The organism is Lacticaseibacillus nasuensis JCM 17158, assembly GCF_001434705.1.
GTDB classification, from domain to species: Bacteria; Bacillota; Bacilli; order Lactobacillales; family Lactobacillaceae; genus Lacticaseibacillus; species Lacticaseibacillus nasuensis.
Genome location: NZ_AZDJ01000001.1, coordinates 266,035 through 292,192 on the forward strand (window position 1 = coordinate 266,035; position 26,158 = coordinate 292,192).

The 26,158-nt window shown below is 59.2% G+C and carries 24 protein-coding genes; 16 read left to right on the top strand and 8 right to left on the bottom strand.

Annotated features, from left to right (window positions below; all coding sequences use genetic code 11):
- Positions 1-169: 169 nt before the first annotated feature.
- From FD02_RS01325 to FD02_RS01340, 4 genes are all read left to right on the top strand, one after another.
- Positions 170-1,852, top strand: a complete 1,683-nt coding sequence (locus FD02_RS01325) for a ribonuclease J (protein ID WP_054723143.1) — start codon at positions 170-172, stop codon at positions 1,850-1,852.
- A gap of 58 nt (positions 1,853-1,910) precedes the next feature.
- Entirely contained in the window at positions 1,911-2,825 is a 915-nt protein-coding gene (locus FD02_RS01330; protein WP_056949931.1) for a hypothetical protein, read from the top strand.
- Positions 2,826-3,028: 203 nt separating this feature from the next.
- Positions 3,029-4,219: an elongation factor Tu gene (gene tuf / locus FD02_RS01335; RefSeq protein ID WP_056949932.1), complete on the top strand. Its 1,191-nt coding sequence runs from the start codon at positions 3,029-3,031 to the stop codon at positions 4,217-4,219.
- 150 nt (positions 4,220-4,369) lie between these two features.
- The gene (locus FD02_RS01340) at positions 4,370-5,248 is read left to right on the top strand and encodes a serine hydrolase (RefSeq protein ID WP_156408198.1); all 879 of its coding nucleotides are present in this window, start codon (positions 4,370-4,372) and stop codon (positions 5,246-5,248) included.
- A 56-nt stretch (positions 5,249-5,304) separates the two neighbouring features.
- Here FD02_RS01340 and FD02_RS01345 read toward each other — a convergent pair whose 3' ends face one another.
- From FD02_RS01345 to FD02_RS01365, 5 genes are all read right to left on the bottom strand, one after another.
- Positions 5,305-6,864, bottom strand: a complete 1,560-nt coding sequence (locus FD02_RS01345) for a hydantoinase/oxoprolinase family protein (RefSeq protein WP_056949934.1) — start codon at positions 6,862-6,864, stop codon at positions 5,305-5,307.
- Positions 6,865-7,953, bottom strand: a complete 1,089-nt coding sequence (locus tag FD02_RS01350) for a DUF917 domain-containing protein (RefSeq protein WP_056949935.1) — start codon at positions 7,951-7,953, stop codon at positions 6,865-6,867. It abuts the gene before it with no gap.
- Between the two features lie 12 nt (positions 7,954-7,965).
- Positions 7,966-9,225: a cytosine permease gene (locus FD02_RS01355; RefSeq protein ID WP_056949936.1), complete on the bottom strand. Its 1,260-nt coding sequence runs from the start codon at positions 9,223-9,225 to the stop codon at positions 7,966-7,968.
- 202 nt (positions 9,226-9,427) lie between these two features.
- Positions 9,428-10,900: an FAD-dependent oxidoreductase gene (locus tag FD02_RS01360; protein ID WP_056949937.1), complete on the bottom strand. Its 1,473-nt coding sequence runs from the start codon at positions 10,898-10,900 to the stop codon at positions 9,428-9,430.
- Between the two features lie 86 nt (positions 10,901-10,986).
- A complete protein-coding gene (locus FD02_RS01365; protein ID WP_054723756.1) occupies positions 10,987-11,868 on the bottom strand; it encodes a LysR family transcriptional regulator in 882 nt (293 codons plus the stop codon).
- 89 nt (positions 11,869-11,957) lie between these two features.
- On the opposite strand from FD02_RS01365, the gene arsC reads away from it, so the two are divergent.
- The gene (arsC, locus tag FD02_RS01370; protein ID WP_056949938.1) at positions 11,958-12,350 is read left to right on the top strand and encodes an arsenate reductase (thioredoxin); all 393 of its coding nucleotides are present in this window, start codon (positions 11,958-11,960) and stop codon (positions 12,348-12,350) included.
- A 42-nt stretch (positions 12,351-12,392) separates the two neighbouring features.
- Here the strand turns inward: arsC and FD02_RS01375 are convergent, their stop codons facing one another.
- The gene (locus FD02_RS01375; protein ID WP_056949939.1) at positions 12,393-13,574 is read right to left on the bottom strand and encodes a toxic anion resistance protein; all 1,182 of its coding nucleotides are present in this window, start codon (positions 13,572-13,574) and stop codon (positions 12,393-12,395) included.
- Positions 13,571-14,269 carry a 5-bromo-4-chloroindolyl phosphate hydrolysis family protein gene (locus FD02_RS01380; RefSeq protein ID WP_225352537.1) on the bottom strand — a complete coding sequence of 233 codons (699 nt, stop codon included), beginning with the start codon at positions 14,267-14,269 and terminating at the stop codon, positions 13,571-13,573. Before FD02_RS01380 ends, FD02_RS01375 begins: the two co-directional genes overlap by 4 nt.
- A gap of 135 nt (positions 14,270-14,404) precedes the next feature.
- Here FD02_RS01380 and FD02_RS01385 point away from each other — a divergent pair, with 135 nt between their 5' ends.
- The 7 genes from FD02_RS01385 to mnmA all read left to right on the top strand — a co-directional run bounded on the left by FD02_RS01385 (position 14,405) and on the right by mnmA (position 19,767).
- A complete protein-coding gene (locus tag FD02_RS01385) occupies positions 14,405-14,662 on the top strand; it encodes a hypothetical protein (protein WP_054723155.1) in 258 nt (85 codons plus the stop codon).
- A 24-nt stretch (positions 14,663-14,686) separates the two neighbouring features.
- A complete protein-coding gene (locus tag FD02_RS01390) occupies positions 14,687-15,394 on the top strand; it encodes a 5'-methylthioadenosine/adenosylhomocysteine nucleosidase (protein ID WP_056949940.1) in 708 nt (235 codons plus the stop codon).
- Positions 15,391-16,542, top strand: coding sequence for a cysteine desulfurase family protein (locus tag FD02_RS01395; protein WP_056949941.1), 1,152 nt, complete (start codon positions 15,391-15,393; stop codon positions 16,540-16,542). The genes FD02_RS01390 and FD02_RS01395 overlap by 4 nt, the downstream gene beginning before the upstream one ends.
- Before the next feature lie 44 nt (positions 16,543-16,586).
- Positions 16,587-16,931, top strand: coding sequence for a DUF1831 domain-containing protein (locus FD02_RS01400; protein WP_056949960.1), 345 nt, complete (start codon positions 16,587-16,589; stop codon positions 16,929-16,931).
- 119 nt (positions 16,932-17,050) lie between these two features.
- Complete coding sequence (locus FD02_RS01405; RefSeq protein WP_054723154.1) at positions 17,051-17,518, top strand: Dps family protein; 468 nt, start codon at positions 17,051-17,053, stop codon at positions 17,516-17,518.
- Positions 17,519-17,590: 72 nt separating this feature from the next.
- Positions 17,591-18,541, top strand: coding sequence for a 2-hydroxyacid dehydrogenase (locus tag FD02_RS01410; protein WP_156408204.1), 951 nt, complete (start codon positions 17,591-17,593; stop codon positions 18,539-18,541).
- Between the two features lie 92 nt (positions 18,542-18,633).
- Positions 18,634-19,767: a tRNA 2-thiouridine(34) synthase MnmA gene (mnmA, locus tag FD02_RS01415; protein ID WP_054723152.1), complete on the top strand. Its 1,134-nt coding sequence runs from the start codon at positions 18,634-18,636 to the stop codon at positions 19,765-19,767.
- 47 nt (positions 19,768-19,814) lie between these two features.
- Here the strand turns inward: mnmA and FD02_RS01420 are convergent, their stop codons facing one another.
- Positions 19,815-20,990 carry an iron-containing alcohol dehydrogenase gene (locus FD02_RS01420; RefSeq protein WP_054723151.1) on the bottom strand — a complete coding sequence of 392 codons (1,176 nt, stop codon included), beginning with the start codon at positions 20,988-20,990 and terminating at the stop codon, positions 19,815-19,817.
- A 99-nt stretch (positions 20,991-21,089) separates the two neighbouring features.
- Between FD02_RS01420 and FD02_RS01425 the strand changes: the two genes are divergently transcribed.
- The 4 genes from FD02_RS01425 to FD02_RS01440 are packed head-to-tail and all read left to right on the top strand — an operon-like array spanning position 21,090 to position 26,040.
- The gene (locus FD02_RS01425; RefSeq protein ID WP_054723150.1) at positions 21,090-21,752 is read left to right on the top strand and encodes a histidine phosphatase family protein; all 663 of its coding nucleotides are present in this window, start codon (positions 21,090-21,092) and stop codon (positions 21,750-21,752) included.
- 20 nt (positions 21,753-21,772) lie between these two features.
- On the top strand, positions 21,773-22,432 hold the full coding sequence (locus FD02_RS01430) for a tetratricopeptide repeat protein (protein WP_054723149.1): 660 nt from the start codon (positions 21,773-21,775) through the stop codon (positions 22,430-22,432).
- Complete coding sequence (recD2, locus tag FD02_RS01435; protein ID WP_056949942.1) at positions 22,425-24,836, top strand: SF1B family DNA helicase RecD2; 2,412 nt, start codon at positions 22,425-22,427, stop codon at positions 24,834-24,836. The genes FD02_RS01430 and recD2 overlap by 8 nt, the downstream gene beginning before the upstream one ends.
- Entirely contained in the window at positions 24,829-26,040 is a 1,212-nt protein-coding gene (locus FD02_RS01440; protein WP_056949943.1) for a GNAT family N-acetyltransferase, read from the top strand. Before recD2 ends, FD02_RS01440 begins: the two co-directional genes overlap by 8 nt.
- The last annotated feature ends 118 nt before the right edge of the window (positions 26,041-26,158 follow it).

The window sequence follows — 26,158 nt, forward strand, 5'->3', positions numbered from 1 at the left end:
AAAAACTTTGACGTTGTTTGACAAATTGCTCCCCGTCGCGCACGCCTGTCGGTTATGGTACACTGGTCATTAGAGTTAATCGTGCTGGGCTTGCCCGGCGATAACTGAATCGCGCACATCAGGCAATGTTTGCTGTCTCACTGCGCACAAATTTTAATGAGGTGAACCCATGACAGATATTAAACTGGTGGCCCTCGGTGGCGTCCGCGAAAGCGGCAAAAACATGTACGCCATTGAAGTGGACGACCAAATCTTCGTCGCGGACTTCGGCTTGAAGTACCCCGACAATGAATTACTCGGCATCGACATCGTGATTCCGGATCTGACCTACTTGGAAGAAAACGCCGACCGCATCGCCGGCATTTTCCTTAGCCACGGCCACGCGGACGCAATCGGCGCCTTGCCGTATTTCCTGAAAGAGCACCCGGTGCCGGTCTTTGGTAGCGAGCTGACCATTGCGCTGGCGAAGCTGGTGATGGGTAGCGACAAGCAGGCCAAGAAGTTCAAGGACTTCCACGTGATCAACGAAGACTCCGTGATCGATTTCGGTAACGTAACCGTGTCGTTTTTCCGCACGACGCATTCGATTCCCGGCAGCCTCGGCATCGACTTTGAAACCAAGGTCGGCCAAATCGTCTACACCGGCGACTTCAAGTTCGACCAAAGCGCCAAGCCGATGTACCAAACTGACCTGGCGCGCCTGGTGCACATCGGGGAAGGCAAGGTCTTGGCCTTGTTGTCCGATTCCGCCAATGCCGAATCGCCATACGTCAACGCGTCTGAGCGCGAGATTTACGAGAACATCCGCGAAATCTTCAAGTACCAAACCGGGCGCATCATCGTTGCCGGCGTGGCCAGCAACATCGAGCGGGTCCAGCAGGTGTTAGACGCCGCCAGTGCCACCGACCGCCGCGTTGTGTTGACCGGTCGCGACGTCGAGAAAATCGTGCGCACCGCCATCGACTTGAAATATATTCGCTTGCCGAAGCCAGACCTGCTGGCGACGACCAAGGAACTCAAGAGCCTCAAGCCAGAAGAAACTGTGATTCTCGAAACCGGCCGCATGGGCGAGCCGCTGAAGTCACTGGCGCGCATGGCGACCTCCAAGCATCGTCTGATTCACATTCACGAAGGCGACCTCGTCTTCATCGTCACCAACACCTCGCACGCCATGGAAACCATGGTGGCCAAGACCCGCGACTTGATTTATCGCGCCGGCGGGGAAGTCAAGGCGATCAGCGATGACACCCACGCTTCCGGGCACGCCAACAAGAATGACTTGCAACTGATGATCAACTTGTTGCACCCGAAGTTTCTGGTGCCCGTGCAAGGCGAATACCGGCTGCTGGCCGCCCACCAAGAGATTGCCGAGGAAACCGGGATGCCGGCCAATCACATTTTCATCACCGGCCCTGGCGACATCTTGAGTTACGAAAAAGGCATGCTGCGCAACTCCGGGCATGTGGACGCCGGCAACACCATGATCGATGGCATCGGCGTCGGCGACATCGGCAACATCGTGTTGCGCGACCGCAAGATGCTGGCTGAAGACGGCATCTTCATCGCCGTGGTCACCATCGACCGCAAGAAGCGCAAGATCGTGGCCAAGCCAAAGATTCAAAGTCGCGGGTTCGTCTACATGAAAACCAGCAAGGACCTGCTCAAAGAATCCGGCGACATGGTCGCCAAGTCCGTCCAGAAGAATCTCGATAAGAAAGAGTTCGACTGGAGCACCTTGAAGCAAGCCGTCCGCGACGACTTGAGTCACTACCTGTTTGATCAAACCAAGCGCCGGCCCGTGATTCTGCCGGTGATCATGGAAGTCAATCAAAACAGCGCCAAGCGCCAATAAGCGTCATCGCACCGGCTGAAAGGCCGGTGTTTTGGTCAGTGCGCGAAGGGGGAACATCATGGGGAAAATCGTCCCGTTACCAGATAATGCCAGCCGCCATATCGAGATCGGCAAGCAGGCGCTGGCCAACCAGAATTACGCCAGTGCCGCCGCGCACCTCGACAAGGCCTTTGCCGAGGCGCCAACCTACGTCGTGGCGCGCCTCTTGGTGCCGGCGTTAAACGCGCTGCACCAAGAGCACGCCGCGTTGCCATACCTCAGCCGCTTCATGGCTGATTTTGTCGCCGATCCGGCCGGTAGCGCCGTTGTGTTCGATACGTTGTTGGCCTTGCCGGATTACCGGTTTGCCTGGGCGGTGCTGCCGCACCTGCCAGAGGCCCAACAAGCCGCGATGAAAACGCGAGTGATCGACGCGGAGGTAGCAGATCGGACCGCGCACGGGCCGGCTATCACCGAGCTGGCCAAGCGGCTGCGCCACCTCGGCGGTTTTGCGCCGCATGAACAAGAAGAGCTGATCAACTCCTTGGGGCGCCTGCCGCGGCGCGAATTGATCGCGGCGGCAAGCGGCAACCTGGTGGATCCCGACGTGCATCCGGCGGTGCGCATCAGCCTGTTAGACGCGCTCACGGCCATCGGCGCCACCGAGCCGGTGACCATTCTCGGCTACACCGGGGAGCAAACCGTCGTGCCCAATGCGCTGCCAGGCGTCATGAACGACCCGACGATTGCTGAAGTGCTACAGGAAGTGGCGGTGGCGGCAGGGGACAATGATCCCGAGTTGGCCCGGGCCACCGGTGAAGTGCTGAAGTTTGAGCTGGGCTATTTATACCCGGTGATTGGACCGGTGATCGGTGATCCCGCGACGTTTGCTCAGGCCTATCTGCACAAGGACGCGGCCACGGTGACCCCAGCGCAGCGCGACCTGTTCGCTTGGCTCTCGGCGCAAACCGCCAAGTTAATGGAGATGGCGTAATAACGGGATTTTGGTGTCAACGAAAAAAACTTGACTAGGATGGTTTACAAAGTCGCGGATTCTCGATATAATCATTTTCGGAATTCATTTCCAGCCGAAATCTCCGTTTGGAGTTTCGACGTAAATGTAGTACACTAGAACGTAAAGGTTACAGGGCTTGGCGCCGTGTGGCTTTACGAAAATACACAGGAGGTTCGTTTTTCATGGCTGAAAAAGAACACTATGAACGCACAAAGCCCCACGTCAACATTGGTACGATCGGGCACGTTGACCACGGTAAGACTACTTTAACCGCGGCCATCACCAAGGTCTTGGCTGCTAAGGGCCTGGCTAAGGAACAGGACTACGCATCGATCGATGCTGCGCCTGAAGAAAAGGAACGTGGTATCACCATCAACACGGCCCACGTTGAATACGAAACTGAAAAGCGCCACTATGCGCATATCGACGCCCCTGGGCATGCCGATTACGTTAAGAACATGATCACTGGTGCCGCTCAGATGGACGGTGCGATCTTGGTTGTTGCCGCTACCGACGGCCCAATGCCACAGACGCGCGAACACATCTTGCTGGCTCGCCAGGTTGGTGTTGACTACATCGTGGTCTTCCTGAACAAGACCGACCTTGTCGACGATGACGAATTGGTTGACTTGGTTGAAATGGAAGTTCGTGAACTGTTGTCCGAATACGATTTCCCTGGTGACGATATTCCTGTTATCCGTGGCTCTGCCCTTAAGGCTTTGCAAGGCGACGAAGAACAGCAAAAGGTCATCCAAGAACTCATGGACACCGTTGATGAATACATCCCGACGCCAGAACGCGACACTGACAAGCCATTCTTGATGCCTGTCGAAGATGTCTTCACGATCACTGGTCGTGGGACCGTTGCTTCCGGTCGTATCGACCGTGGGACCATCAAGGTCGGCGACGAAGTTGAAATCATCGGCTTGAAGCCGGAAGTGCTCAAGTCCACTGTTACGGGTCTGGAAATGTTCCGTAAGACGTTGGATCTTGGTGAAGCCGGCGATAACGTTGGTGTCTTGCTTCGTGGGATTAACCGCGACCAGGTTGAGCGTGGCCAAGTGCTTGCTAAGCCAGGTTCGATCCAACTCCACTCCAAGTTTAAGGGTGAAGTTTATATCCTGACGAAGGAAGAAGGTGGCCGTCATACGCCATTCTTCTCCAACTATCGTCCTCAGTTCTACTTCCACACCACTGACGTAACTGGCGTCATCGAGTTACCAGACGGTGTTGAAATGGTTATGCCTGGCGATAACGTTACCTTCGAAACTGACTTGATCAGCCCTGTTGCCATCGAAAAGGGTACCAAGTTCACTGTTCGTGAAGGTGGCCGTACTGTCGGCGCCGGTGTTGTTTCCGAAATCTTGGACTAAACATCCGGTAAACCTGAGCACCTCCCTTGTGGGGGGTGCTTTTTTTTGCGCAAACAATTCCTGCGGTTGGTTTGCTGGGCAAAAGTCTCCCCAGGCGCGGCAATTATTGCTATAGTTACCTCAAGCACCACGCAAAAGGGGGAGAGGCTGATGTCACCACGTCGTCGATTAAAACCATGGGTCCGCCACACCTTGTGGGGGCTGTTGGTGGTGCTGATTGCATTGCTGGCGTGGCGGGTGGTGGCGTGCCGCCACCACGCAGGAGCGACGCCGCCAGCACCCCAGCCCACCAAACGTCCGTCGGCCACAGCGGTACAGGCGACAATCAAACGGCGGTGGCGGCGGATTCTCGATGCGACTGACGCGCCAGCGACGGTTGCCATTGAAAGCCGCCGGTATCACCTGACGGTTACCGCCACCAACCAGTCGCGTGCCACGTTTACAACCGCCAGCATCGTTAAGGTCGCCATCGTTGCCGCCTTGTATCATCAACACCAGGTGGCGGGAACGGCGGTGACCACGGCAGAACAATCCGCGGCCAAAGCCGCCATTGAGCAAAGCGATAATGCGGCCGCCTCGCAGCTGTATGCGGCGATTCACACCACCACCGGGTTGACCGCGTTGTTTCAGGCGCTACACATGACGCACTCGCAAGCTAGCCCCGTGGGGTGGACGCAAACGGTGACGACCGCCGCCGATCAGCTGAAGTTACTGGCGGCTATTTTTACGGCGGACAGCGACTACCTGACTGCCGCCGCCCGCAAGCAACTGCGCACGATGATGGGCAACGTCGCCACGGATCAAGCCTGGGGCGTGGCTGCCGGTAGCACCACCTATCAGCTAAAAAACGGTTGGCGGGAAAACTATCGCACCAACTGGGTGGTGAATTCCATTGGGCACATCGGTAAGGGCAAAGACGCCGCCACCATCGCCGTGCTGACCACCGATAATCGCAGTTTTAAGGCCGGTCGGCAGTTGGTGGCCCAGTTGACCAAGGCAGCTGCTAACGCGCTTAAAATCGCCAACTAAGCCGTAACAACGCAAAACATCCCCCCTGTCGTTGAGGACAGGAGGGATGTTTTGCGTTATTCGATCAGCTCGCCGACGACTTTGATCTTGACACGGTTGGCGTTGGCCGGGTGGTAGGCCAGTGGCACTTCTTCAACTTCTACGACGGCAAGCGTCGCGGGATCGGCGCCTGAGGCCGTGGCGGCCGCTTCGGCATGCGCCTTAGCGTCGACCATGGCCGTTTCGCGCGGAATTTCCGCGTAAGGATAAAGGCGGGTGTATTCGCCGGAAACCTGGCCAATTGAGGCCCCGATGGCGTTGGCGACGCCGCCTTGAGGATCCTTGGTGACGCGGCCGACGCCGGCCAGTTGGGTCGGGACGACGATGGCGCCGCCACCGACGAGGATGACATTGGCGTCTCCGGCGGTGGTTTTCATTTTATCGATGGCGGTTTCGACCATTGTGCGAATCTCGGCCAGCGCTGCCGTGGCGACGCGCTGCGTGACCTGGGCGCGGACTCGCGCGGCGTCGCCGAGGGCGGTCATGCCGAGGCGCACGGCAACGTCGGTGGCGGTTAAGGTGTCACCGCCGAAGCAAATCGCTTTTTCGGTGATTTGGTAGCCGACCGAATCCGGGCCGACACTGACGCTACCATCAGCGTGTTCACGGACGATGCTGCCACCGCCGAGGCCGATGGACATGATGTCGGGCATCCGAAAGTTCGTCCGGACGCCACCGACTTCGACGGCCAGCGATGACTCGCGTGGGAAGCCATTCTTCAACACGCCCAGGTCGGTGGTGGTGCCGCCGACATCGACGACGATCGCCTCTTTTTGCCCAGACAGGTAGGCCGCGCCGCGAATGCTATTGGTCGGGCCCGAGCCGATGGTGAGAATCGGAAAATGCCGGGCATACTCGGCGGTCATTAGGGTGCCATCGTTTTGGGTCAGGTAAAGCTGGGCGTTGGCGATGCCGGCGCTAGCCAACGCGGCCTCAAACCCGCTGACGGTATTGGCGATCACGGCGTACAAGCCGGCGTTTAACACCGAGGCGTTTTCCCGTTCGATGAGGCCGAGGCTGCCGATGGCGTGGGACTGGGTGACGGGGAAGTCCGTACCGTAGACGTCGTGCACGATTGCGGCGGCGGCTTCTTCCTGGTCGGTGCGCATAGCAGCAAAGGCCCCGATGATGGCCACGGCGTCGATGCTGCCGGCCCAATCGGCTAAGACGCCACGAATCTCGGCGGCGTCAATCTCGGTTTGGATCTGGCCGTCGTATTCATAGCCGCCGTTGACGATGGCGTACTTCCCGCCGAGCGCGTCGACCAGGTCTTGCGGCCAGGCGGTGTACGGTGGAATCGACAAGGTGGCAGGGGCGGCGAGGCGTAGGATGCCGACGCGGCCGAGGTGCTTGCGTTCAACAATCGCGTTGGTGACCTGCGTGGTGCCGAGCATCGCCTTGGTAATTTGGCTACGGTCAATGGCTTGATCCGCCAGGACGCCGGCGATGGCGTTGGCAATCCCCGTTTCGATGTCGGCAGTGGTGTGGCGCTTGACGGCGTTCACCACGTGTTGCTGATCGTCTAAGATGATGGCGTCGGTGTTGGTACCGCCGACGTCGATGCCTAATCGATACATCTACTTCGCCTCCTTGATCAATTGTTCCAGCGGGACGTAATCGTAGTCGAAATGGAAGTAGCGAGGCCCCACGCAGGCGATGCCGGCCGGGGTACGCCACTTGGCATCGGCCGGGGTGCCCAACACGCGGACCCGCTTGCCGTACTTGATGACTTCAGTGGTCACCGGCTCCAAGGTTTCGGCGTCCAGAATCTCGATTAAATCCGGCGTCATGGTGATCGGCTGCCCGTCGCGAATGGCGATGAGATTTTCGTTTTGAATCATCACGGAGAGTTTGTGGCCCTCGTAGTCGTCGTAGCCATCAATTTTGATCTCGCCGACGTTGAAGCCTTTTTCGGTGCGACGTTCGACGTCGATAATCTTGCCGGTGAAGAGTTCGTAGCCGTGGGTGATGTCGAGAATCTCGGTCAACGCCGCTTCGGGGTCGCGGTGGGCGTCGCGAATGCGCGAGCCGACGAGTTCACAGGCCGTGACGATGCCGGTGACCCCATGATCACGCAGTTGCGCGCCGGTACAGGCATACAGCGACACGGTGGCCGTACCACCCATTTCCACGGTTTCCGCCCGGGCCAGGCGCTCGGCCCATTTGCCCGTGACGGTGTTGATGATACTGGTGTTGCCTTGCACGTCGGTGATGGCCATCGGCGTCGTGGTGACGCCGGCTAAGGCGAGGGTGGACATTTGCAACTCCGGAAAAGCGCGGCCCATCGAATCGGCGTCCACCAGCGGCAGGTTCATCGTCGCGGCCAACGTCAGCGGCACCAGTGAGTTGCCACCGCCGGCTTCAATGGGGAACGTGCCTGCGAAGTGGTGGCCGGTGTATTGGGCAACGGCGTCAAAGACGCGTTGGTATTCGTCGCCGCGAGCAAATTTTTCGAGGCCCACGGCAGGCGCCCCCATGCCGGCGACGGGAGAATACCACGCCGCTGGATCGATTTCGCTGACGTCAAGGAGCTTCACCGGTCCGTATTGGCGCACGGCGGCGACGGCTTGCAGCATGCCGTAATAGGGATTGCCGCCGCCGCCCGCCCCGAAGAAGCTGGCGCCAATGGCAATGTTTTTGATTGCTGATTCATCGATTAATCGCATGATTCCTCCCAGTTATTGAACGGTGACAGGGGCTTTGGCCGGCCGGTCGCCAATCAGGTAGGCGACAAACGCCACGATGATGCCGATGACCGGAATGTTGACGATTTGCGGAGCACTTGGGAAAAAGGTCAAGATGACCGGGGTGACGCCGACGACGGCGCCGATTGCCCAGCTAATGATGCCGACCTTGTTGAAGCCCTCTGTTGGCGCCCAGGCCTTGGGATCGCCGCGGTGGCGCACCCAGTAGCAGGCCCCGGTGACGCCGGCGACCGGCGGCACCATGGCGGACATGATGTTCATGATTGGCGTGAAGTAGTTCATGACGCCGATGATGGCCAAGATGGTGCCGGCCACGCCGATGGCCAGTAGGGTGAGCTTGCGGTACTTCATCGGAATGTTGAACATCGTCGACACGGCAATCCCACCGGAGTACGCGTTGACCGCGTTGATTTTCCAGGTGGCCAGCACCAGCGCCGCGCCGCCAATGACCGGCGTGGCAATGGCGACAAACAGTGAGTTGATGTCGCTAGACTTAAACATGATCGTCAGCATCGCACCAAGCAGCGTCATCAACAGCCCCATCGGTAAGACGCCCCAAAACGCCGCCTTGGTCACATCTGCGCGGCTCTTAGAGAATTGTGCGTAGTCGCCGAAAATCACGGCGCCTAACGCCAAGGCACCCACCGTTGCGGCGACACCATCGAGCATGGACATGGTGCCAGTGGGCTGATAATGAATCATCGTCGCCCAGCCGTTGTGCTGGCTTAACCCGATGTACAGGCCCCACAACGTGACGCCCACCAGAAACGGCACGCCGACATAGGCGAGCCAGCGGACGTATTTGATCCCAAACATGGCGGTCATCACCATCAACAAGCCGATGACCAGCGAAACGAGCCAAGTCGGCAACGTCACGTTCACCGCGGCGAGAATGTTGGCCACGGCGACGCCGGCGACGTTGGCTTGAATGCCGAACCACCCCAAGGCGCTGACGGTAATCAGCAAGGAGACGACGACCTGGGCGCCTTTCTTGCCGAAGACCTGACTAGCAATCGTGACGCCGGGCTTACCTTGATCGACACTCATGAACCCTTGAGAAATCATGATGGCAATGATGAAGGCCTTACCGATCAAGGTGGTCAACAGGACCTTCCACATGGGCATGGACCCTGCCAAGGTGCCACCGAGAATGAGGGTCGGGACGGAGACTGAAGCCCCAATAAAAATCATGGCGAGGCCAAACCAACTTTGATTCCTAGTATTTTCTTCCATAGCGTGCGCTCCTTTAATCAAATACTCATAAATAATGACGTGGCGGTGCACCATTCGGCCGAATCTGATAACAACGTCCCGGTGAAGATGTGATTATTATACATGTATTAAAATATATGGCAATAAAATGTGAGAATATCTCATTTTATTTTTGGCCACACAAAAACGCCACGGCATGTTGCCGTGGCGTAGACGTGTTAGCTTAGTGGGCGAGCTGGGCGCTGGCGGCTTCGCCGGCGATGCGCCCGGAGTTCCAAGCGAAGGCACAGCTGATGCCTTCCATGGTGGGATACGAGGTGTCGTACATGCCGTTGGCGTCGTTGCCCGCGACATACGCGCCGGGAATCGGCTGGCCGGCCGGCGTCAGCACCTGCATGTGCGCGTTGGTGGCCACGCCGCCGATGGTGCCCAGCGAGGTCGACTGAGCCTTCACGGCGTAAAATGGGCCGCTGGTGACTGGGAAGCGCAAGAACTTGCTGGGCTTGTAGTACGTCGTGTCGTTACCCGCATTGACGGCGTCGTTGTAAGCCGTGACGGCGTGGATCACGGCGTCGCTGGAGGCCCCGATACGATCGGCTAAGCCGACGAGGTTGTCGGCATGGCAGGCCGCGCCTTGGGCTTCGGCCTCAGCTAAGTCCGCCGGCAGGTCAGGAAACGGCCCGACGCGGTGGGTCACCGGCGTATGCGCCAGGCTGGTGAAGGTCCGCTCAAATGAGTCGGTCCAATCCAGCTCGTGGCCGCGCAGGTAATCGACGGTGGCTTGGTCGAGGATGTAGTAGTAATAGCCGCCTTGGGTGTAGGTGATGTTGCCCCACAAGGCGAAGTCGTAGCAAATGCTTTCGTCAACGAAGCGCTCGCCCCTGCGGTTCAGCCACAGGAAGGGCAGGTTCGTCAGGGTGAAAATCGTCTGGTTGTGCCACTTGGGATCCGTGGTGGACACGACGGAGGCAGCGTGATTCTCAAAGTTTCCTAGCTTGCTGGTGTCCGCCCCGATGGCGTGTAGCATCGAAATGCCGTCGCCGGTGGCCTTGCGCTCGCCCATGCTGTAGAGGTTCTCTGGGGCGATGGCGAGGTGGTCGGCGACCATTTGCCGGTTGCCGATGTAGCCCCCATCGGCGACGATGACGGCCTGACAACGAATGGTTTGGTTGCCGTTTTTGCCGCTGATGGCCACACCGGTGACGTGACCGCCGGAGGTCAACAAGTCGGTGGCGGTGGTTTCAGTTAGCAACTGCCCGCCTTTATCGGCAAAGCCCTGGGCCAACCGGTCGAAGCCGGCGAATTTGTCGATGTATTGGTGATAGACTTTCGGCCGGCCTTGGTGGACCTCTTGCGTATTATCCACGAGTTCGGTGGCGAGGCCATGGGCGGCCAACCAGTCGATGGTGTCGGCGGACTTGGTCAAAATCGCCTTGGTGATGGCCGGGTCGGAGCGATAATGCGTATAATCCATGAGCTCCTGATAGGCTTCCTTCACCGTAAAACTGCTGCCAGCGTCTTTTTGGGCGCGGCTTTCCACCGCAAACAGCCCTTGGGCGCCAAACATGCCGGCGCCGCCGTAGCGGTTGCCTTTTTCCAGCAGGGTGACGCGCCGGCCGGCGTCGGCGAGGGTGATTGCCGCGCCGAAGCCAGCGGCCCCGGCCCCAATAACTACAACATCGGTTTCTAGATCCATGACGATGTGACCTCCTTTAAGTGCTGAGGTCATTGTAAGCGAAATCATGAGCAAAAACGAATCGGATTTGGTCATGCCCATTAGTTTTACTGATGTTGGGCCCACAGCGCTTCGATTCGCGGTGCCTGCCGGCCGGCGCGCTTGGCCAATACGATGGTGTAGCGATGATGCGTGGCCACCAGGGGGATCACTTTCACCGCGGCGGCGGGCAGATCTAAGGCCTGTTCCGGCATCATAAACGCCACGCCATGCCCCAGCGCGGCTTCGATCACGGCAGTTTGCGGGCTGTCCACCAACCGGCCGATGTGCGGCACGAAGCCATCGGCCTGACAGTTGGCCAGCAGCTGATCGTAGGCGGGGCCGAGCACGGCGCGGCTTTGCATGATCAGCGGCTGGTCGGCCAGCGCCGAACCGAGCAGAGTGTTCGCACTGGCCAGTGGCGACTGGCGGCTGACGATGGCGCGATAGGTGCCGCTAACCAGCGGGTGATAGGTGAGCTTGGCGCCGGCGGGAAAGGCGCTTTTTAAGCCAATGGCCAGGTCCAGCGCACCGCTTTGCAGCTGGGCGGCTAATGTGTCAAAGGGATGGTCGCTTAAGGTCACCGTGCTCGTCGGGGCCAATTGCTGCAACTGCTGCATTTCTTGGGTGACCAGTTGGCTGCCGAGGTTGCTCAGATAGCCGACGGTAATCACCGGGCGGGCCGTGGTTTGCACGGTGGTCACAGTGGCCAGCAGATGCTGGTATTGCTGCAAAATAATACGCGCCTGGTCGTACACGACTTGGCCGGCGGCGGTCAGGCCGATGGGCTTGGTGTGCCGATCCAGCAACGGCGTGCCCAGCGTGCGCTCGAGCTTGGCGAGCTGCTGGCTGACGGCAGTCTGGGTGACGCCGTTTTTCGCCGCGGCTAGCGTGAAGCTTTGCGCGGCCACGGTATCGACGAAGTATTGCAGTTGAATCAGGGTAAGCATGAGGCCTCCAATCGCCACGGGAAAATCGGCGTGGTAAACTTAATCTATTGAAGCTGGCTTTAGCATACCGCAACGGGGAGGGCGCTTGAATGCAAATTTACTTCTTGTGTACCGGCAATTCCTGCCGCAGCCAAATGGCAGAAGGCTTTGCCCGCGCGCTGCACCCAGCCTGGCGCGTGGCCAGCGCCGGCCTTGAGCAACACGGGTTGAATCCCTTGGCGACGCAAGTGATGGCCGAAGCCGGCATCGACATCAGCCGGCAAACCTCGACCTTGATCGACCCGGCGTTTTTGGCGGGGTGCGACTTGGTAGTGACGCTGTGCGGGGATGCCCGCGATCGCTGCCCGGTGGTGCCTGGCGTCGCCCGGCTGCACTGGCCGCTGCCAGATCCGGCGCAGGCCACCGGCGATCAGGCGGCGCGGCTGACGGTGTTTCGCCAGGTGCGCGACGAAATTCGCCGCCGCGTCAGCGCACTTGCTTAGCCACATTAAAGGCCGAAGCATACGCTTCGGCCTTTGTTGTGCCTATTGTTGCGAGTTTTGTTGGCCCTTGGTGTAATCCAACAGGCGGTCGCGCAGCTCGCCTTCCATCTTGGTGAGCTCGGCTTCTGCTGCCTGCCGCTTGGTGTGGCCTTCTTGTTGAATCTGCAAGGTCTGCTGCAAGGTAGCGACCAAGTCGTTTTGCGTTTGTCGCAACGTCTCGATGTCGACGACGCCGCGCTCGTTTTCCTTGGCGGTTTCGACGGCGCTTTGCTTGAGCATCGCCGAATTTTTCTTCAGCAAGTCGTTGGTGGTTTCGCTGACCTGCCGCTGCGCGGTGACGGCGTCTTTTTGCCGCAGCAAGGTGAGGGCGATGGCGACTTGGTTCTTCCATAACGGGATGGCGGTGTTGATGCTGGCTTGAATCTTTTCGGCCAGAGCCTGGTTAGTGTTTTGAATCAGGCGAATCTGCGGGGCTTGTTGAATCGTGATTTGCCGCGCCAGCTCGAGGTCATAGGTGCGCTTTTCCAGCCGGGTTTGGAACTGCTTGAGGTCGTTGACTTCCTGCAGGGCCATTTGGTCGCCGGAGGCTTCGGCGGCCTTGAGCGCCGTTGGGATCGTCGTGGTGGCCAGCTCGGTTTGCTTGAGCTGGGCGGCGGCGATGTAGACGTTTAAGGCATCGAAGTAGGCCTTGTTTTGGGTGTAGAGTTCGTCCAGCATTTTGTTGTCGGTCAACAGGCCTTGCTGGGACTTCTCCAGCCGGGCGCCGATGGTGTCGATTTGCGCGCCGATTTTTTGGTACTTGGCCGTGATTTCAAAAATGCTGCGGCGCACCTTGCCAAAAATCTTTTTGAAGACATTGTTGTTCTCGGCTTGCAGCTCGTCTGGGTTGGCCTCGTTCAACCGCGCCATCAGGCTGGTCAAGGCGTCGCCGATTTCGCCGGTGTCTTGGCTTTGCACCTTATCGAGCATGGTTTGGGAAAACTGGCCGAGCTGCTTTTGGGCGCTAGCGCCATAGTTCATCACGGCATCGGTGTTCTTGACGTCGATTTGCTTGGCCAACTCTTCGGCCTGAGCCGTTTGCTCCGGCGTCAAGGTCGGTTGGTTGGCCGGCTGGGCCTCTGGGGTCGCGGCAGGGGTGGTCGGGGCCGGCGTGGTCGCCGCCCCAAACGGGTTGGCGAGTAAGTCGTTGGTTAAATCGCTGGTTTTCGTTGGTTCGTCACTCATTGCACTTTCTCCTTTTCAACGTTGATCGGCACCGGGCGCACGATGGTGTCTTGGTGCGGCAGCTGCTTTTTGGCCAAGGCAACGTCGGCTTCCAAGGCGTCCAAGTCGGCTTCGACGAAGTTGGCGTAGTCGCTGCGAATGGCCCCGGCGAGGTCACTCAAGGTGTTGGCGGCGGTGGTCAAGACGTTGGCCGTATCCGCGGTTTGCACCTCGTGGTGGGAAATGGTTTCATACTTGCTCGCGATGCGTAGCAGATTGGGCAGTTGTTCATATAGAAAATGCCCGGCCGCCGCCATGTGGCTCGGCGTTTGGACGATGGCCTTGAAGTAGGCGTGCAACACGGCAATCAGGTCTTGATTGGCCGCAATCGCGGCGAGCTTCGGCACGCGCCCGGTGATCGCCTCGAAGTCGCGAATCTGATCGGCCGCCTTGTCCATCGTGTCGCGGAACAAGTCGACCTCACTGGCCGACAAGCCCGCTGCTTGGTAGTGGCTGGCCATGTCGGCCGATAGCGGCGGGGTGTCCGGCTCGGGCGCCGCAGGTCTGGCGAGTTCGCCAATTAAGCGCGCGCCGCCGAAGACCAAGGCGACGAAAATGGCGAGCCACAGCCGCCCGCTGAGAATGCCCAGCGCAAAACCGCCGGCCGCCCAAACCGCTGGCCGCCACCAGCGAATCGATGTGTTGTGTGTATGCACGAGCTCACTTCCCTAGTGTTGTTAGTGCCCTTAGTTTACCATATTCTTGATAGGGGAATATCAGCCTACAGATGGATTTGGGCGCACTTGACGTTCTTGGTATCATGTAACATAGGGACCTTGAAAGGAGCCACTATGGCAAATTCTGATTACCCATCGCGGAAGGCCTATCGCCAGGCCCAAAAGCACCACGCCGCCCAGGAGCAAACGCGCGATGAACAGCGCCAAGCTGTCGAGCGCGCCTACGCGAAGGCCCATGTGCGCCCGCTTGGCAGCGATTTTGACGAAGCCACCTACCGCAAAGTCAACATTATGAAGACCCGTCTGAATTGGGCGATCGGCATCGTCTTGTTCTTGCTGGTTGTTGTGGCTGGCGTGTTGTTTCTCGTGTAATTGACCTCAATAAAGGAGTCGACTATGAAATTAGCCATCATTTGTGCCATGGAAGAGGAGCTGCGTGAACTGCGCCAGGCGTTCAGCGGCGAAACCGAAACCGTGATTGGCAGCCAACATTATTTTGCCGGCACGCTAAACGACGTCCCGGTGGTGCTGGTGGAATCCGGCATCGGCAAGGTCCAAGCCGGCGCCACCGCCGCGGTGCTGATCGCCCAGTTTGCCCCCACGGCCTTGATCAATACCGGCAGCGCCGGTGGCATCGGGACCGGCTTAGCGGTCGGGGAAGTGGTGGTCAGCACGGCCGTGGCCTATCACGACGTTGACGCCACGGCCTTTGGCTACGCCCCGGGGCAATTGCCCGGACAACCGGCCCGCTTTGCCGCTGATGCCGCGTTGGTCGCTTCGATTCAAGCCGCCGCCACCGCGGTGGGGCTGACCAATCGCACCGGGTTGATCGTCAGCGGCGACACCTTCGTGCACAGCGCGGCGCAAATCGCGGCGATCAAGGCCATTTATCCCGACGCCTTGGCCAGCGAAATGGAAGGCGCCGCAGTCGGCCAGGTAGCGACGCAGTTTCACGTGCCGTTTGTCGTGATTCGCGCGATGAGCGACAACGGCGATGACACCGCCAACGTCGATTTCGATGAGTTTATTGTTGCGGCCGGCCGGCGCAGCGCCGCTATGGTGTTGGCCTTGACGCAACACATGAGTAAGGAAGGTAACCTGTGAAGCATATTTATCTCGACAACGCCGCGACTACCCCGATGGCCCCGGCGGTCATTGACGCGATGACGGCCCAGATGCAAGCCGATTTTGGCAACGCCAGCTCGACGCATTGGTTCGGCCGCCAGGCGCATACGGTGTTAGATCTTGCGCGCACCACCTTGGCCGCCAGCATCAACGCCAAACCTGAGCAAATCGTCATCACCAGTGGGGCTACCGAGGCGAACAACACCGCCATTATGCAAACGGCGCACGCCCGCGCTAGCCTGGGCAAGCACATCATCACCACGGCCATCGAGCACCTGAGCGTGTTGAAGCCGCTGGCCGCCTTGGAGCAGGAAGGCTTTCGCGTGACTTATTTGCCGGTGAACGACGCCGGCGAAATCAGCCTGGCGGATTTCGATGCCGCCTTGGACGACGACACGATTCTCGTGACCATGATGATGGGCAACAACGAAGTCGGCAGCGTGATGCCGATTCAAGCCGTGGGCGAGCGCCTGCGCAAGCACCAAGCCTGGTTCCATACCGACGCCACGCAGGCATATGGCTTGTTGGCCATCGACGTGGCAGCCCTGGGCGTCGACTTGCTGTCGGTGTCGGCGCACAAGTTAAACGGCCCCAAAGGCGTCGGCTTCTTGTACCGCGGCGACGCGGTGACGATTGCGCCGCTACTGCGCGGCGGCGAGCAGGAAACCAAGCGCCGCGCCGGGACGGAAAACATTCCGGCCATCGCCGGCTTTGCCGCGGCGGTCGACTTGGTGACACCGGCGGAAAAAGCCGCGCGTCAAGCTAAGTACTTCGGCTTTAAGCAGCAAATCATTGACGCGCTCACCGCCGCCAACGTCGAATTCGCCGTCAATGGCACCGTCAAGCCCGGGAATTTGAACCACGTGTTCAACTTGTGGCTGCCAGGTTGTTCGACTTATGCCGTGCAAACCAACCTCGACTTGGCCGGGTTTGCCGTGTCCGGCGGCTCGGCGTGCACTGCCGGGTCCTTGGAGCCGTCGCATGTGCTGACGGCGATGTACGGCGCCGATAGTCCGCGCGTCAGCGAGTCGATTCGCGTCTCGTTTGGTGCCACCACCACCAGCGCCGACATCGCCGCATTCGCTTCGGCCTTAATTAAAATCGTGACCAAACTGCGCAAACACTAAGCGGCGTGGTACACTTAATTTAACTAGGTAAGGGAGTGGATATGATGGCACTAGCAACTACTGGCAAGGCTTTGGGCGATCCGGACACTTACGCGATCAGCCCGGCAATCAAGCGCTACACGTTGATGGATTTGGGCTTTACGAAGACGAAAAACGGCGGCTTTCAGCTGGCCCGCTCGTTGGATCCCAACTCGCCGTTCACCGCGGCACCGAAGCTGAAGATGATGGTGAGCGCGGACCTGTCCGCGTTTCAACTGAGTGTCACCACTGGCAACGGGTTGAAGGCCATCGACATCTTCAAAACGGCCGCCACTTCTGACAACGTCGTTCAGTATCACTATATCCTCGCCGAGCTCATCGAACGCAGCGTGCTGGTCAAAACGAATTGATCACGCTCCAGTCGGCTTTTGCCGGCTGGTTTTTTGTTGGCCACCGGATTGCTTGGAGGCGGTGAGGGCGGCTTGGTACAATAGAGGCGTACCGAATACGCACACAGGAGGAATGTCCCATGGCCTATGACGAAACCAAAGCGGTGTTGAACCAACTGGTGGCGGACTTGTCGCAAATGTCCGCCGTGATTCACCAAACTCACTGGTACATGCGCGGCCCCGAGTTCTTGTTCCTGCACCCGTTGATGGATGATTACCAAGCAGAAATCGACGCGCAACTCGACGTGATTTCCGAGCGGCTGATCACCTTAGACGGCGCACCGTGGTCCACGTTAAGCGAGTGGGCGGCGCACACCGGCATCGAATCGCAACCGGGCAAGTTTGGCGTGCCGACGCCGGAGCGCTTTAAGGCGTTGGTGGCGGCGTATCGCTACTTGGCCGACGAGTACGCCAAAGGCATCCGAATCGCCGGTGAGGAAGGCGACGACTCGACGCAAGATATTTTCACTGGGTTTCACACCGAGATTCAAAAACGCCTGTGGATGATTCAGGCGCAGCTGGATGATGCCCCGCACATCGCAGACTAACCACCGAACCGGGCTTAGCGGCCCGGTTTTTGTGTGGACAGGGGTATACTAGAGAAAACCCCTAGGAGGTCAATCATGTCAAAAGTCGTTATCTTAAACGCCGGGGCCATCAACTACGATGGGCAACTCGACTTCACCAGCATCGCGGACAATGTCGTGACGTACAACCAAACCGCCCCTGAGCAGCTCGGCGAACGCACAGCAGGCGCCACCATCGTCGTCACCAAGGAACTGCCGATGAATGCCGAATCCATCGCCCAGCTACCGGAGTCGGTGCAAATGTGCGTCGAGGCCGGCACCGGGTACAACAATTATGACCTGGCCGCCTTGGCGAGCCGCGGCATCGCCTTGACCAACATTCCCGCGTATTCCACGGCGCGGGTGGCCGACACGGCCATCATGTTGATGCTGAGCCTGGCCAGCTCGTTGCAGCAGCAGGTCCGCATGCTGGCGGCAGGGAACCACGATAATTTCACCAAGCACTTGATGGTGCACCATGTCGAGCTCAACGGCAAAACCCTTGGCGTCATCGGCTATGGGCACATCGGCCAAGCGGTGATCAAACGGGCGCTGGCCATGGAAATGCAGATTCTCGTGGCGACCCGCACGCCGCGGGCGGATCTACCGGGCGTGCACTTCACCACCCAAGCCGACTTGTTGCAGCACAGCGATGTCGTGTCATTGCACCTGCCGTTGACGCCGGCCACGCATCACCTCATCGACGAAGCGGCGTTGGCCCAAATGAAGCCAAGTGCGTTTTTGATCAATACGGCGCGCGGCGGCTTGGTCGACACTGACGCCTTGATTTCGGCGCTAACTGCCGGCACGCTGGCTGGGGCGGGGCTTGACGTGCAGGAGCCCGAGCCGCTGCCGGCGGATTCGCCGCTGTACACGATGGACTCGGTGGTGCTGACGCCGCACATCGGCTGGCGCGGCTTAGAAACCCGCCAGCGGCTGGTTCGCCTGATTGGTGACAACGTCCACGCTTGGCTGGCCGGGGCCCCGATCAACCGCGTGCACTAGCCCACTTACCTTTGCCAAGCACTGGCATCATTGCTATAATAAGCCTACTGGAATTTTCGACCTTCACTCGTTTAACTCCAGAATTTAACGAAATGATGGTGATGGTTTTGGATCACTCGAATACCCGAGTCGTCGTCGGCATGTCTGGCGGCGTCGACTCAAGTGTCACAGCCTTGTTGCTCAAGCAGCAAGGGTACGATGTCGTCGGCGTGTTCATGAAGAACTGGGATGACACCGATGAGAATGGCGTCTGTACCGCGACGACGGATTACGCCGACGTGGCCAAGGTGGCCAGCAAAATCGGCATTCCATACTACTCGATTAATTTTGAGAAGGAATACTGGGACCGCGTGTTCCAATATTTCCTGACCGAGTACAAGGCCGGTCGCACGCCGAACCCAGACGTGATGTGCAACAAGGAAATCAAGTTCAAGGCCTTCCTCGATTACGCCGAGGAACTCGACGCGGATTACATCGCCATGGGGCACTACGCCCAGGTGACCACCGATGCCAATGGCGTGGTGCACATGCTGCGCGGCGCCGATGGCAACAAGGATCAGACCTACTTCTTGAGCCAGCTGTCTCAGGCTCAGTTGCAAAAGTCGCTGTTTCCTATCGGCCACTTGCAAAAGCCTGAGGTCCGCCGCATCGCCGAAGAGGCCGGCTTGGCCACGGCGCACAAGAAGGACTCCACCGGCATTTGCTTCATCGGTGAGCGCAACTTCAAGCAGTTTTTAAGCACGTACCTGCCGGCCCAACCCGGCAAGATGATGACGCTTGACGGCGAGGAAAAGGGCACGCATGACGGCTTGATGTACTACACCATCGGCCAGCGTTCCGGTCTTGGCATCGGCGGCAACAGCGAGAACTCCGAGCCGTGGTTTGTGATCGGCAAGGACATCGACAAGAATATCCTGTACGTCGGCCAAGGCTTCAACAACCCGGCCTTGATGGCGACTCACCTCGACGCGTCCGGTTTGAGCTGGACCACCGGCGCGCCGGTGGGCAGCGAGTTCCACGTCACGGCGAAGTTCCGCTACCGGCAGCCAGATGTCGGCGTGACGGTGCGCATGACCGGCACCGACACGGCAACGGTTGAGTTTGACGAGCCAGTCCGCGCTATCACCCCAGGGCAGGCGGTCGTGTTTTACAACGGCGCCGAGTGCCTCGGCGGCGGCACAATCGATCATGCTTACGCCCAGACGCGTGAGCTGCAATACGTCTAACGCAAAAAAGCGTGATCCTCAATTGAGGGTCACGCTTTTTCCATGGGTCAGGCCAGGCCCGGGGTTTGGGCGGCGCGGTAAATGGTTTGCACAGCCTGCGCGTCCAGCGGCAGGTAGGAATTGCCGAGCTTGGTCGCCGCGGCAGTGGCCATGGCGGCGAAGTTTTGGTCGTCGGTGATGCCAACGGCCGGCAGCGTCATCGGGAAGCCCAACTGGCTAATCCAGTCGTAGGTCGCGGTGATAGCGGCCGGCGCCACGGTGGCCTCATCCCCACTCAGGCCCCACACGTTGCGGCCGAAGCGGGCAAACAGCGGCGTGGTGGTTGGGTCTTGCGTCAAGACGTAATGCATCCAGCGCGGGGTGAGAATGCCCAAGCCGACGCCGTGGGTGATGTCGTAGTAGGCGGACAAGACGTGCTCCATGGCGTGGTTGGACCAGGCGTTGCGGTTGCCCAGGCCCATGGTGCCATTCAACGCGCTGGTGGCCGTCCACATCAAGTTGGACCGCGCGGCCAGGTCGCTGCCGTCCTTGATGGCCACCGGCGCCCACTTGATCACGGACCGCATCAGGCCTTCGATCATGCCTTTGGTGGCATCGTTGGCCGGTTCGCGGTCGAAGTACTGCTCGGTCAGGTGACTGAAGATGTCCATCGAACCGGCGGCGGTTTGGCTGGCCGGCACGGTGGTGGTCAGACGCGGATCGAGGAAGGACACCGCCGGCGTGTGCGCGCCGCTGGTGCCGAGCTTCTCGTGGGTCTCGGGGTTAGAAATCACCGCCCCGCTATTCATTTCACTTCCCGTGGCGCTCAGCGTCAGAATGGTGACGATGGGCAACTGCGGGGTGCTACGGGAGAGCTCGCGGTTGATGACGAGCTCCCAAGGGTCGCCGGCGTAATTCGCCGCGGTGGCGACGACCTTGGCGCAGTCGATAACGCTACCGCCGCCAACCGCCAACACGACGTCGATGTGGTTGGCCTTGGCCAAGCGTTGGCCTTCGCGCACGGAGTCGATCTTCGGATTCGGGGCGACGCCGGCGAGGTCGGTGATGGTAGTATCGCTCAACAACTTCTGGACGCGGTCATACAGGCCGGAGCGGTGAACGGAATGGCCACCGGTGACCAACAGGACGTTGTGGCCAAACTGGGTGACGGCGGCGTTTAATTCTGCGTCGATGTGGTCACCAAAGAATATTTTCGTGGTATTTTGATAAATAAAGTCTTGCATGGGACACCTCCATTTTCATACCTTCATTATCGCGCATTTACGCCCACTTGAAAACGCCAAGCGAAACCTTGATAATTGAAGGATAACGGGGGTGGCAGCGTGACAAAATTATACTTCGTGCGGCACGGGAAAACGGAATGGAATCTGCAGGGGCGGTACCAAGGGGCCAACGGGGATTCCTCGCTGCTACCGGAAAGCTATGAGCAGATTCACCAGTTGGCCGCGTACCTGCACCCGGTGCATTTTGCCCATTGCTACGTCAGTCCCTTACCGCGCGCGCAAACCACCGCGAAGGTCCTGCTGGCCGACCTCGGCCAATCCATGCCGGTGACCACCACGGTGGGGATGCGCGAATTTAACCTCGGCAAGATGGAAGGCATGCGCTTTGCCGAGGTGGCCAAGCGCTATCCGCGGGAGCTGCACGCGTTTCGCAGCGCGCCGGCCGATTACGACCCCACGGCCATTGCCGGCGAAAGCTTTCCCGAGTTGATTGCCCGGATGCAGCCGGTGGTGACACAAGCCGTCGCCGCTGATCGCACCGGCCAGGCCAATCTACTCTTCGTCAGCCACGGCGCGGCCTTGGTAGCGCTGATTCAAAGCCTATTGGGCACGCCGATTGCCGACATGCGCAAGGACGGCGGGTTAACGAATAGCAGCGTCACGATTCTGGCCGCCGACTCGCCGCAGCCACCATACCGCCTCATCAAGTGGAACGATACCGAGTTTCTAACCAAGCGGCCGGATCCCACCGACACGATTTAACCAGGCAAAAAGGAGTCTCCATGACCGATCTCATCAAACAATTTAACGCCGGCGACCACAACGCCGCCATTCAAGCCGCGGTGAAGGAAATTGACGCGCACCCCAAGGACCCCAAGCGCTACGCGACGTTGGCGACGATGCTCATTGCCATCAACGATTACGACCAAGCCACGCAGCTGTTGGTGCAAGCACTCGGCCTGTTTCCCAATGACCCGGAGCTGCTGTACAGCTTCGGCTTGGTGGCGTATGCCCAAGACAACGCGCCGCTAGCCATCAAGTACTTCGCTCAGCTGACCGGCACAGCCGGCGCGCTAGCGGCGGATGCCGATTACATGCTGGCGCTGTGTTACCAACGCCAGCACAACAACCAAAAGGCGCTGGCCTTTGCCTTGACGGCTAAAGACGCCGATCCCACCCGCGTCGATGCGGCGCTGTTGTGTGCGCAGCTATTGCTGGCACTCGGGAGCTTTGCCCAAAGCGCCGCGATGCTCGAACCATTTTTAGCGGCTAAGGACGCGCGGGTGTTGTTCCAGTATGGCTTAGCCAAAAGCGGGGCCGGGGCAGACGGGTCGCCGTGGCTGGCAGAGGCCAAGCGGCTGGACCCGAAGCACTACGATCAACAAGCCAACAGCGTGCGCGACATTGCCGGCTTTTTAAAGGCGAGTGAGCCCGATGCCTGAGGAACAGTCGGTCAGCGGCCGGGTCAAAAGTATTTTTTTCCAAAACCCGACGAACTTCTATAAAATTCTGTTGCTGGAAATTACGGCAACGAATTTGGTGTGGCCAGAAAGCGAAATCGTGGTCACCGGCAACTTCGGCGACATCAAGGAAGACGAAACCTATGTCTTCACCGGCAAGCTGATTAACCACCCCAAGTATGGCGAGCAGTTTGCCGCCGATAATTATCATAGTGAACGCCCCACCAGCAAGGTCGGGTTGGTGAATTACCTGAGCAGCGACAAGTTCCCCGGCATCGGCCCGAAAACCGCGCAGAAAATTGTCGACCAACTCGGGGTCACGGCCATCGATCAAATCGTCAAGGATCCCAAGACGCTCGTGCCTACGGGCTTAAGTCCGGCCAAGCGCGACATGCTGGTGAACAACCTCAAGGCCAACCTGGGGATGGAACAGGTCATCATTGGTCTTAACGAGTATGGCATCACCGGCGCCATGGCGGCCAAGCTGTACACGCTGTACGCCGACGACACGTTGAATGTGATCGAGGAAAATCCATATCAATTGATTGCCGACGTCGATGGCATCGGGTTTCGCCGCGCGGATCAAATTGCAGCCAAGCTCAACATCGCCGCCGATTCGCCACAGCGCCTCGGCGGGGCGGTCTTGGCGGTACTTGGCGAGCTCACCGATGGCGAAGGTGACACCTATGTCGACTTGCCACGCCTGCTCGACGGGGCCATTGGCTTACTGGAAGGTGCGCGCAACGTCGAGGTCAGCCCCAAGCAAGTGGGGGCTGCCGTGGTGCAGCTGGCGCACGACCATGCCGTCGTGGCCGAAGACCAGCGGGTGTATCCGGCCAAGCTTTACGATGCCGAATGGGCGATTGCCAAGCGCCTGCAAATGCTGATTCGCGAGAAGCCGGAGCTGATTCCCGAGGCCAAGCTACGCGCGGCGATGACTAAAACTGCCGCCGGTATCACCTATGACGAAACGCAGCAAACCGCCATTTTAACGGCGCTACAGCAATCGGTATTCGTCCTCACCGGCGGCCCCGGTACCGGGAAAACTACGGTGGTCAACGGCATCGTGCGCACCTATGCCGAACTCAACGACTTGTCGCTGGACATCAACCAATACGACGAAGATCACCCGTTTCCCATCATGCTGGCGGCGCCCACCGGCCGCGCGGCCAAGCGCATGGCCGACACCACCGGCTTGCCGGCCAGCACGATTCACCGGCTGTTGGGACTGGCGGTCGACGGCACCGATTTTGAGCCGCGCGACTTGCCAACGGGGTTATTGATCGTCGATGAAATGTCGATGGTCGACACCTACCTGTTTCGCATCTTACTAAGCGCCTTGCACCCCGGCATTCGCCTGATTCTCGTCGGCGATAAGGATCAGCTACCTAGCGTCGGGCCCGGCCAGGTCTTTGCCGACTTGCTGCGCGCCGGTGTGCTGCCGGCCCAGGAGCTGACCCACATTCACCGCCAAGACGCCAAGAGCTCGATTATTCCCTTGGCGCATGCCATTAACTCCGGCCAGCTGCCTGCCGATTGGCAACAGCCCAAACCGGACCGCTCCTTTATTTTGTGCCCGCCGAATCAACTGGCCACGGTGGTGGGGCAGGTAGCGGCCAAGGCGGGCAAGAAGTTTGGTCTGGATAACATGCAGGTGTTAGCGCCGATGTACCGCGGCGTGGCCGGCATCGACCAACTCAACCCGTTGCTGCAGCAGATCTTGAATCCCAAGAAAACCGACCGCACCAAGGAAGTCGAGTTCAACGACCGAGTGTACCGCATCGGCGACAAGGTGTTGCAGCTGGTCAACAACCCGGAGCAAAACGTCTTTAACGGCGAAATCGGCATCATTCGGGGCATTACTGACGCCAAGCACGCCGACACGAAAACCGACGAGTTGACGATCGATTTCGATGGCAACGAGCTGACCTATCCGCGTCGCGACTGGAGCAAGTTCACCTTGGCCTATGCCACCTCGATTCATAAGGCGCAAGGCAGCGAGTTTTCGCTCGTGATCTTGCCGTTGACGTTGGCGTCGCGGCGGATGCTACGGCGCAACCTGTTGTACACGGCGGTGACGCGGGCCAAAGACTTTTTAATTTTACTTGGCGATCCGCGTGCCTTTACCTTAGCGGTGCAGGAAGTCGCCGACAACCGCCACACAAGTCTGGTGGCCCGCCTGCAAACGACGCTGCCGCACAGTCCAGGCGCCTTGCCGCAGCAGGCCGACTCGGACCAAGTCAAGGAGCCGGCCCCCGTGGCCGCGCCGCCAAGCGGGCCGGTGCAGCTTACGCCGGCCTTGGTGGCGGCCAACAGTATCGACCCAATGATCGGCATGAGTGGCATCACGCCGCACCAATTCATGCAAGGAGAAAATCATGGATGACATTAAAGCCAATCTCGAAATTCGCCCGGTGACCCTGGACTACCTCGACCAGTTTAATGACCTGCTGGCCTATGTGTTTCAAGTCACCAGCAAGGAAGTCTCGGAGTCTGGTTACGAGGAAGGCGAACTCGAACGCGCCAAGCGCCCGGTGCTGGAAAAATCAGACGTCATCGGCTGGTTCCACGACGACCAGCTGATTAGCCAGCTGGCGGTGTATCCTTGTCAGGTCAACATTCACGGCCGCACCTTCAACATGGGCGGCTTGACCGGCGTCGGCACCTATCCCGAATTCGCCGGGCACGGCTTGATGCACGACTTGATTAAGCTGGCGCTTGAGCGCATGCGGGCGCATAAGCAGTGGATCTCATACCTGTACCCCTACAGCATTCCGTTTTACCGCAAGAAGGGGTGGGAGATCATGTCCGACCACCTGACGTTTGACGTCAAGGACACGCAGCTGCCAAAACCGACCCCCGTGTCCGGCCACGTCGAGCGCCATGAATCCGACCATCCAGACGTCCGCGCCACCTATGACCGCTTTGCCGCGCGCAACCACGGCGCGATGATTCGCAACCAGCTGAACTGGGACGAATACTGGCGCTGGGAAAACGAAGAAGAGCGCACCGCGGCGGTGTACTACGATGCCCAAGGCGTGCCGCAAGGTTTTTGCATCTACTGGATCGCCCAGGAAGTCTTCCACATCAAAGAAATGGTGTACATCACCCAAGAGGCCCGCGTCGGCTTGTGGAACTTTATCAGCGCCCATTTTTCGATGGTTGAGCACGTCCGCGGCAATATTTATAAAAACGAGCCGCTACACTTTCTGTTAGACGATGGGGATATCTACCAAACCATCAAGCCGTATTACATGGCCCGGATCGTCGACGTCGCGGAGTTTCTCAAGGTCTATCCCTTTGCCGAAACCAGCGCGCCGCTGCACTTTGTCGTGACGGATCCGCTGGCCGAGTGGAACAACGCGACATTTGGCTTGTGGTGGGACGAAGCCGGCCAACTCCAGCTCACCGACCGGCCGGTGGGCGAGGAGGTGCGGTTGGATATTCAAACGCTGACCACGATGCTGATGAGCTACCGGCGGCCGTCGTATCTGGCCCGCATCGACCGCATCCAAGCCAGCCGCAAAGCCATCAAGCAGCTGGAGAACTTGATTCCCATGGACGAACCATATTTTTCCGATTACTTCTGATTGGCGCCACGCAAAAGGCCCCACCGACTCCGTCGAGTCGGTGAGGCCATTTTTGCGGTTTGGGCACACCAAGACCACCGCGCCGGTCTCGTGCGGTGGCCTTGGCTTGGTGCGTTGC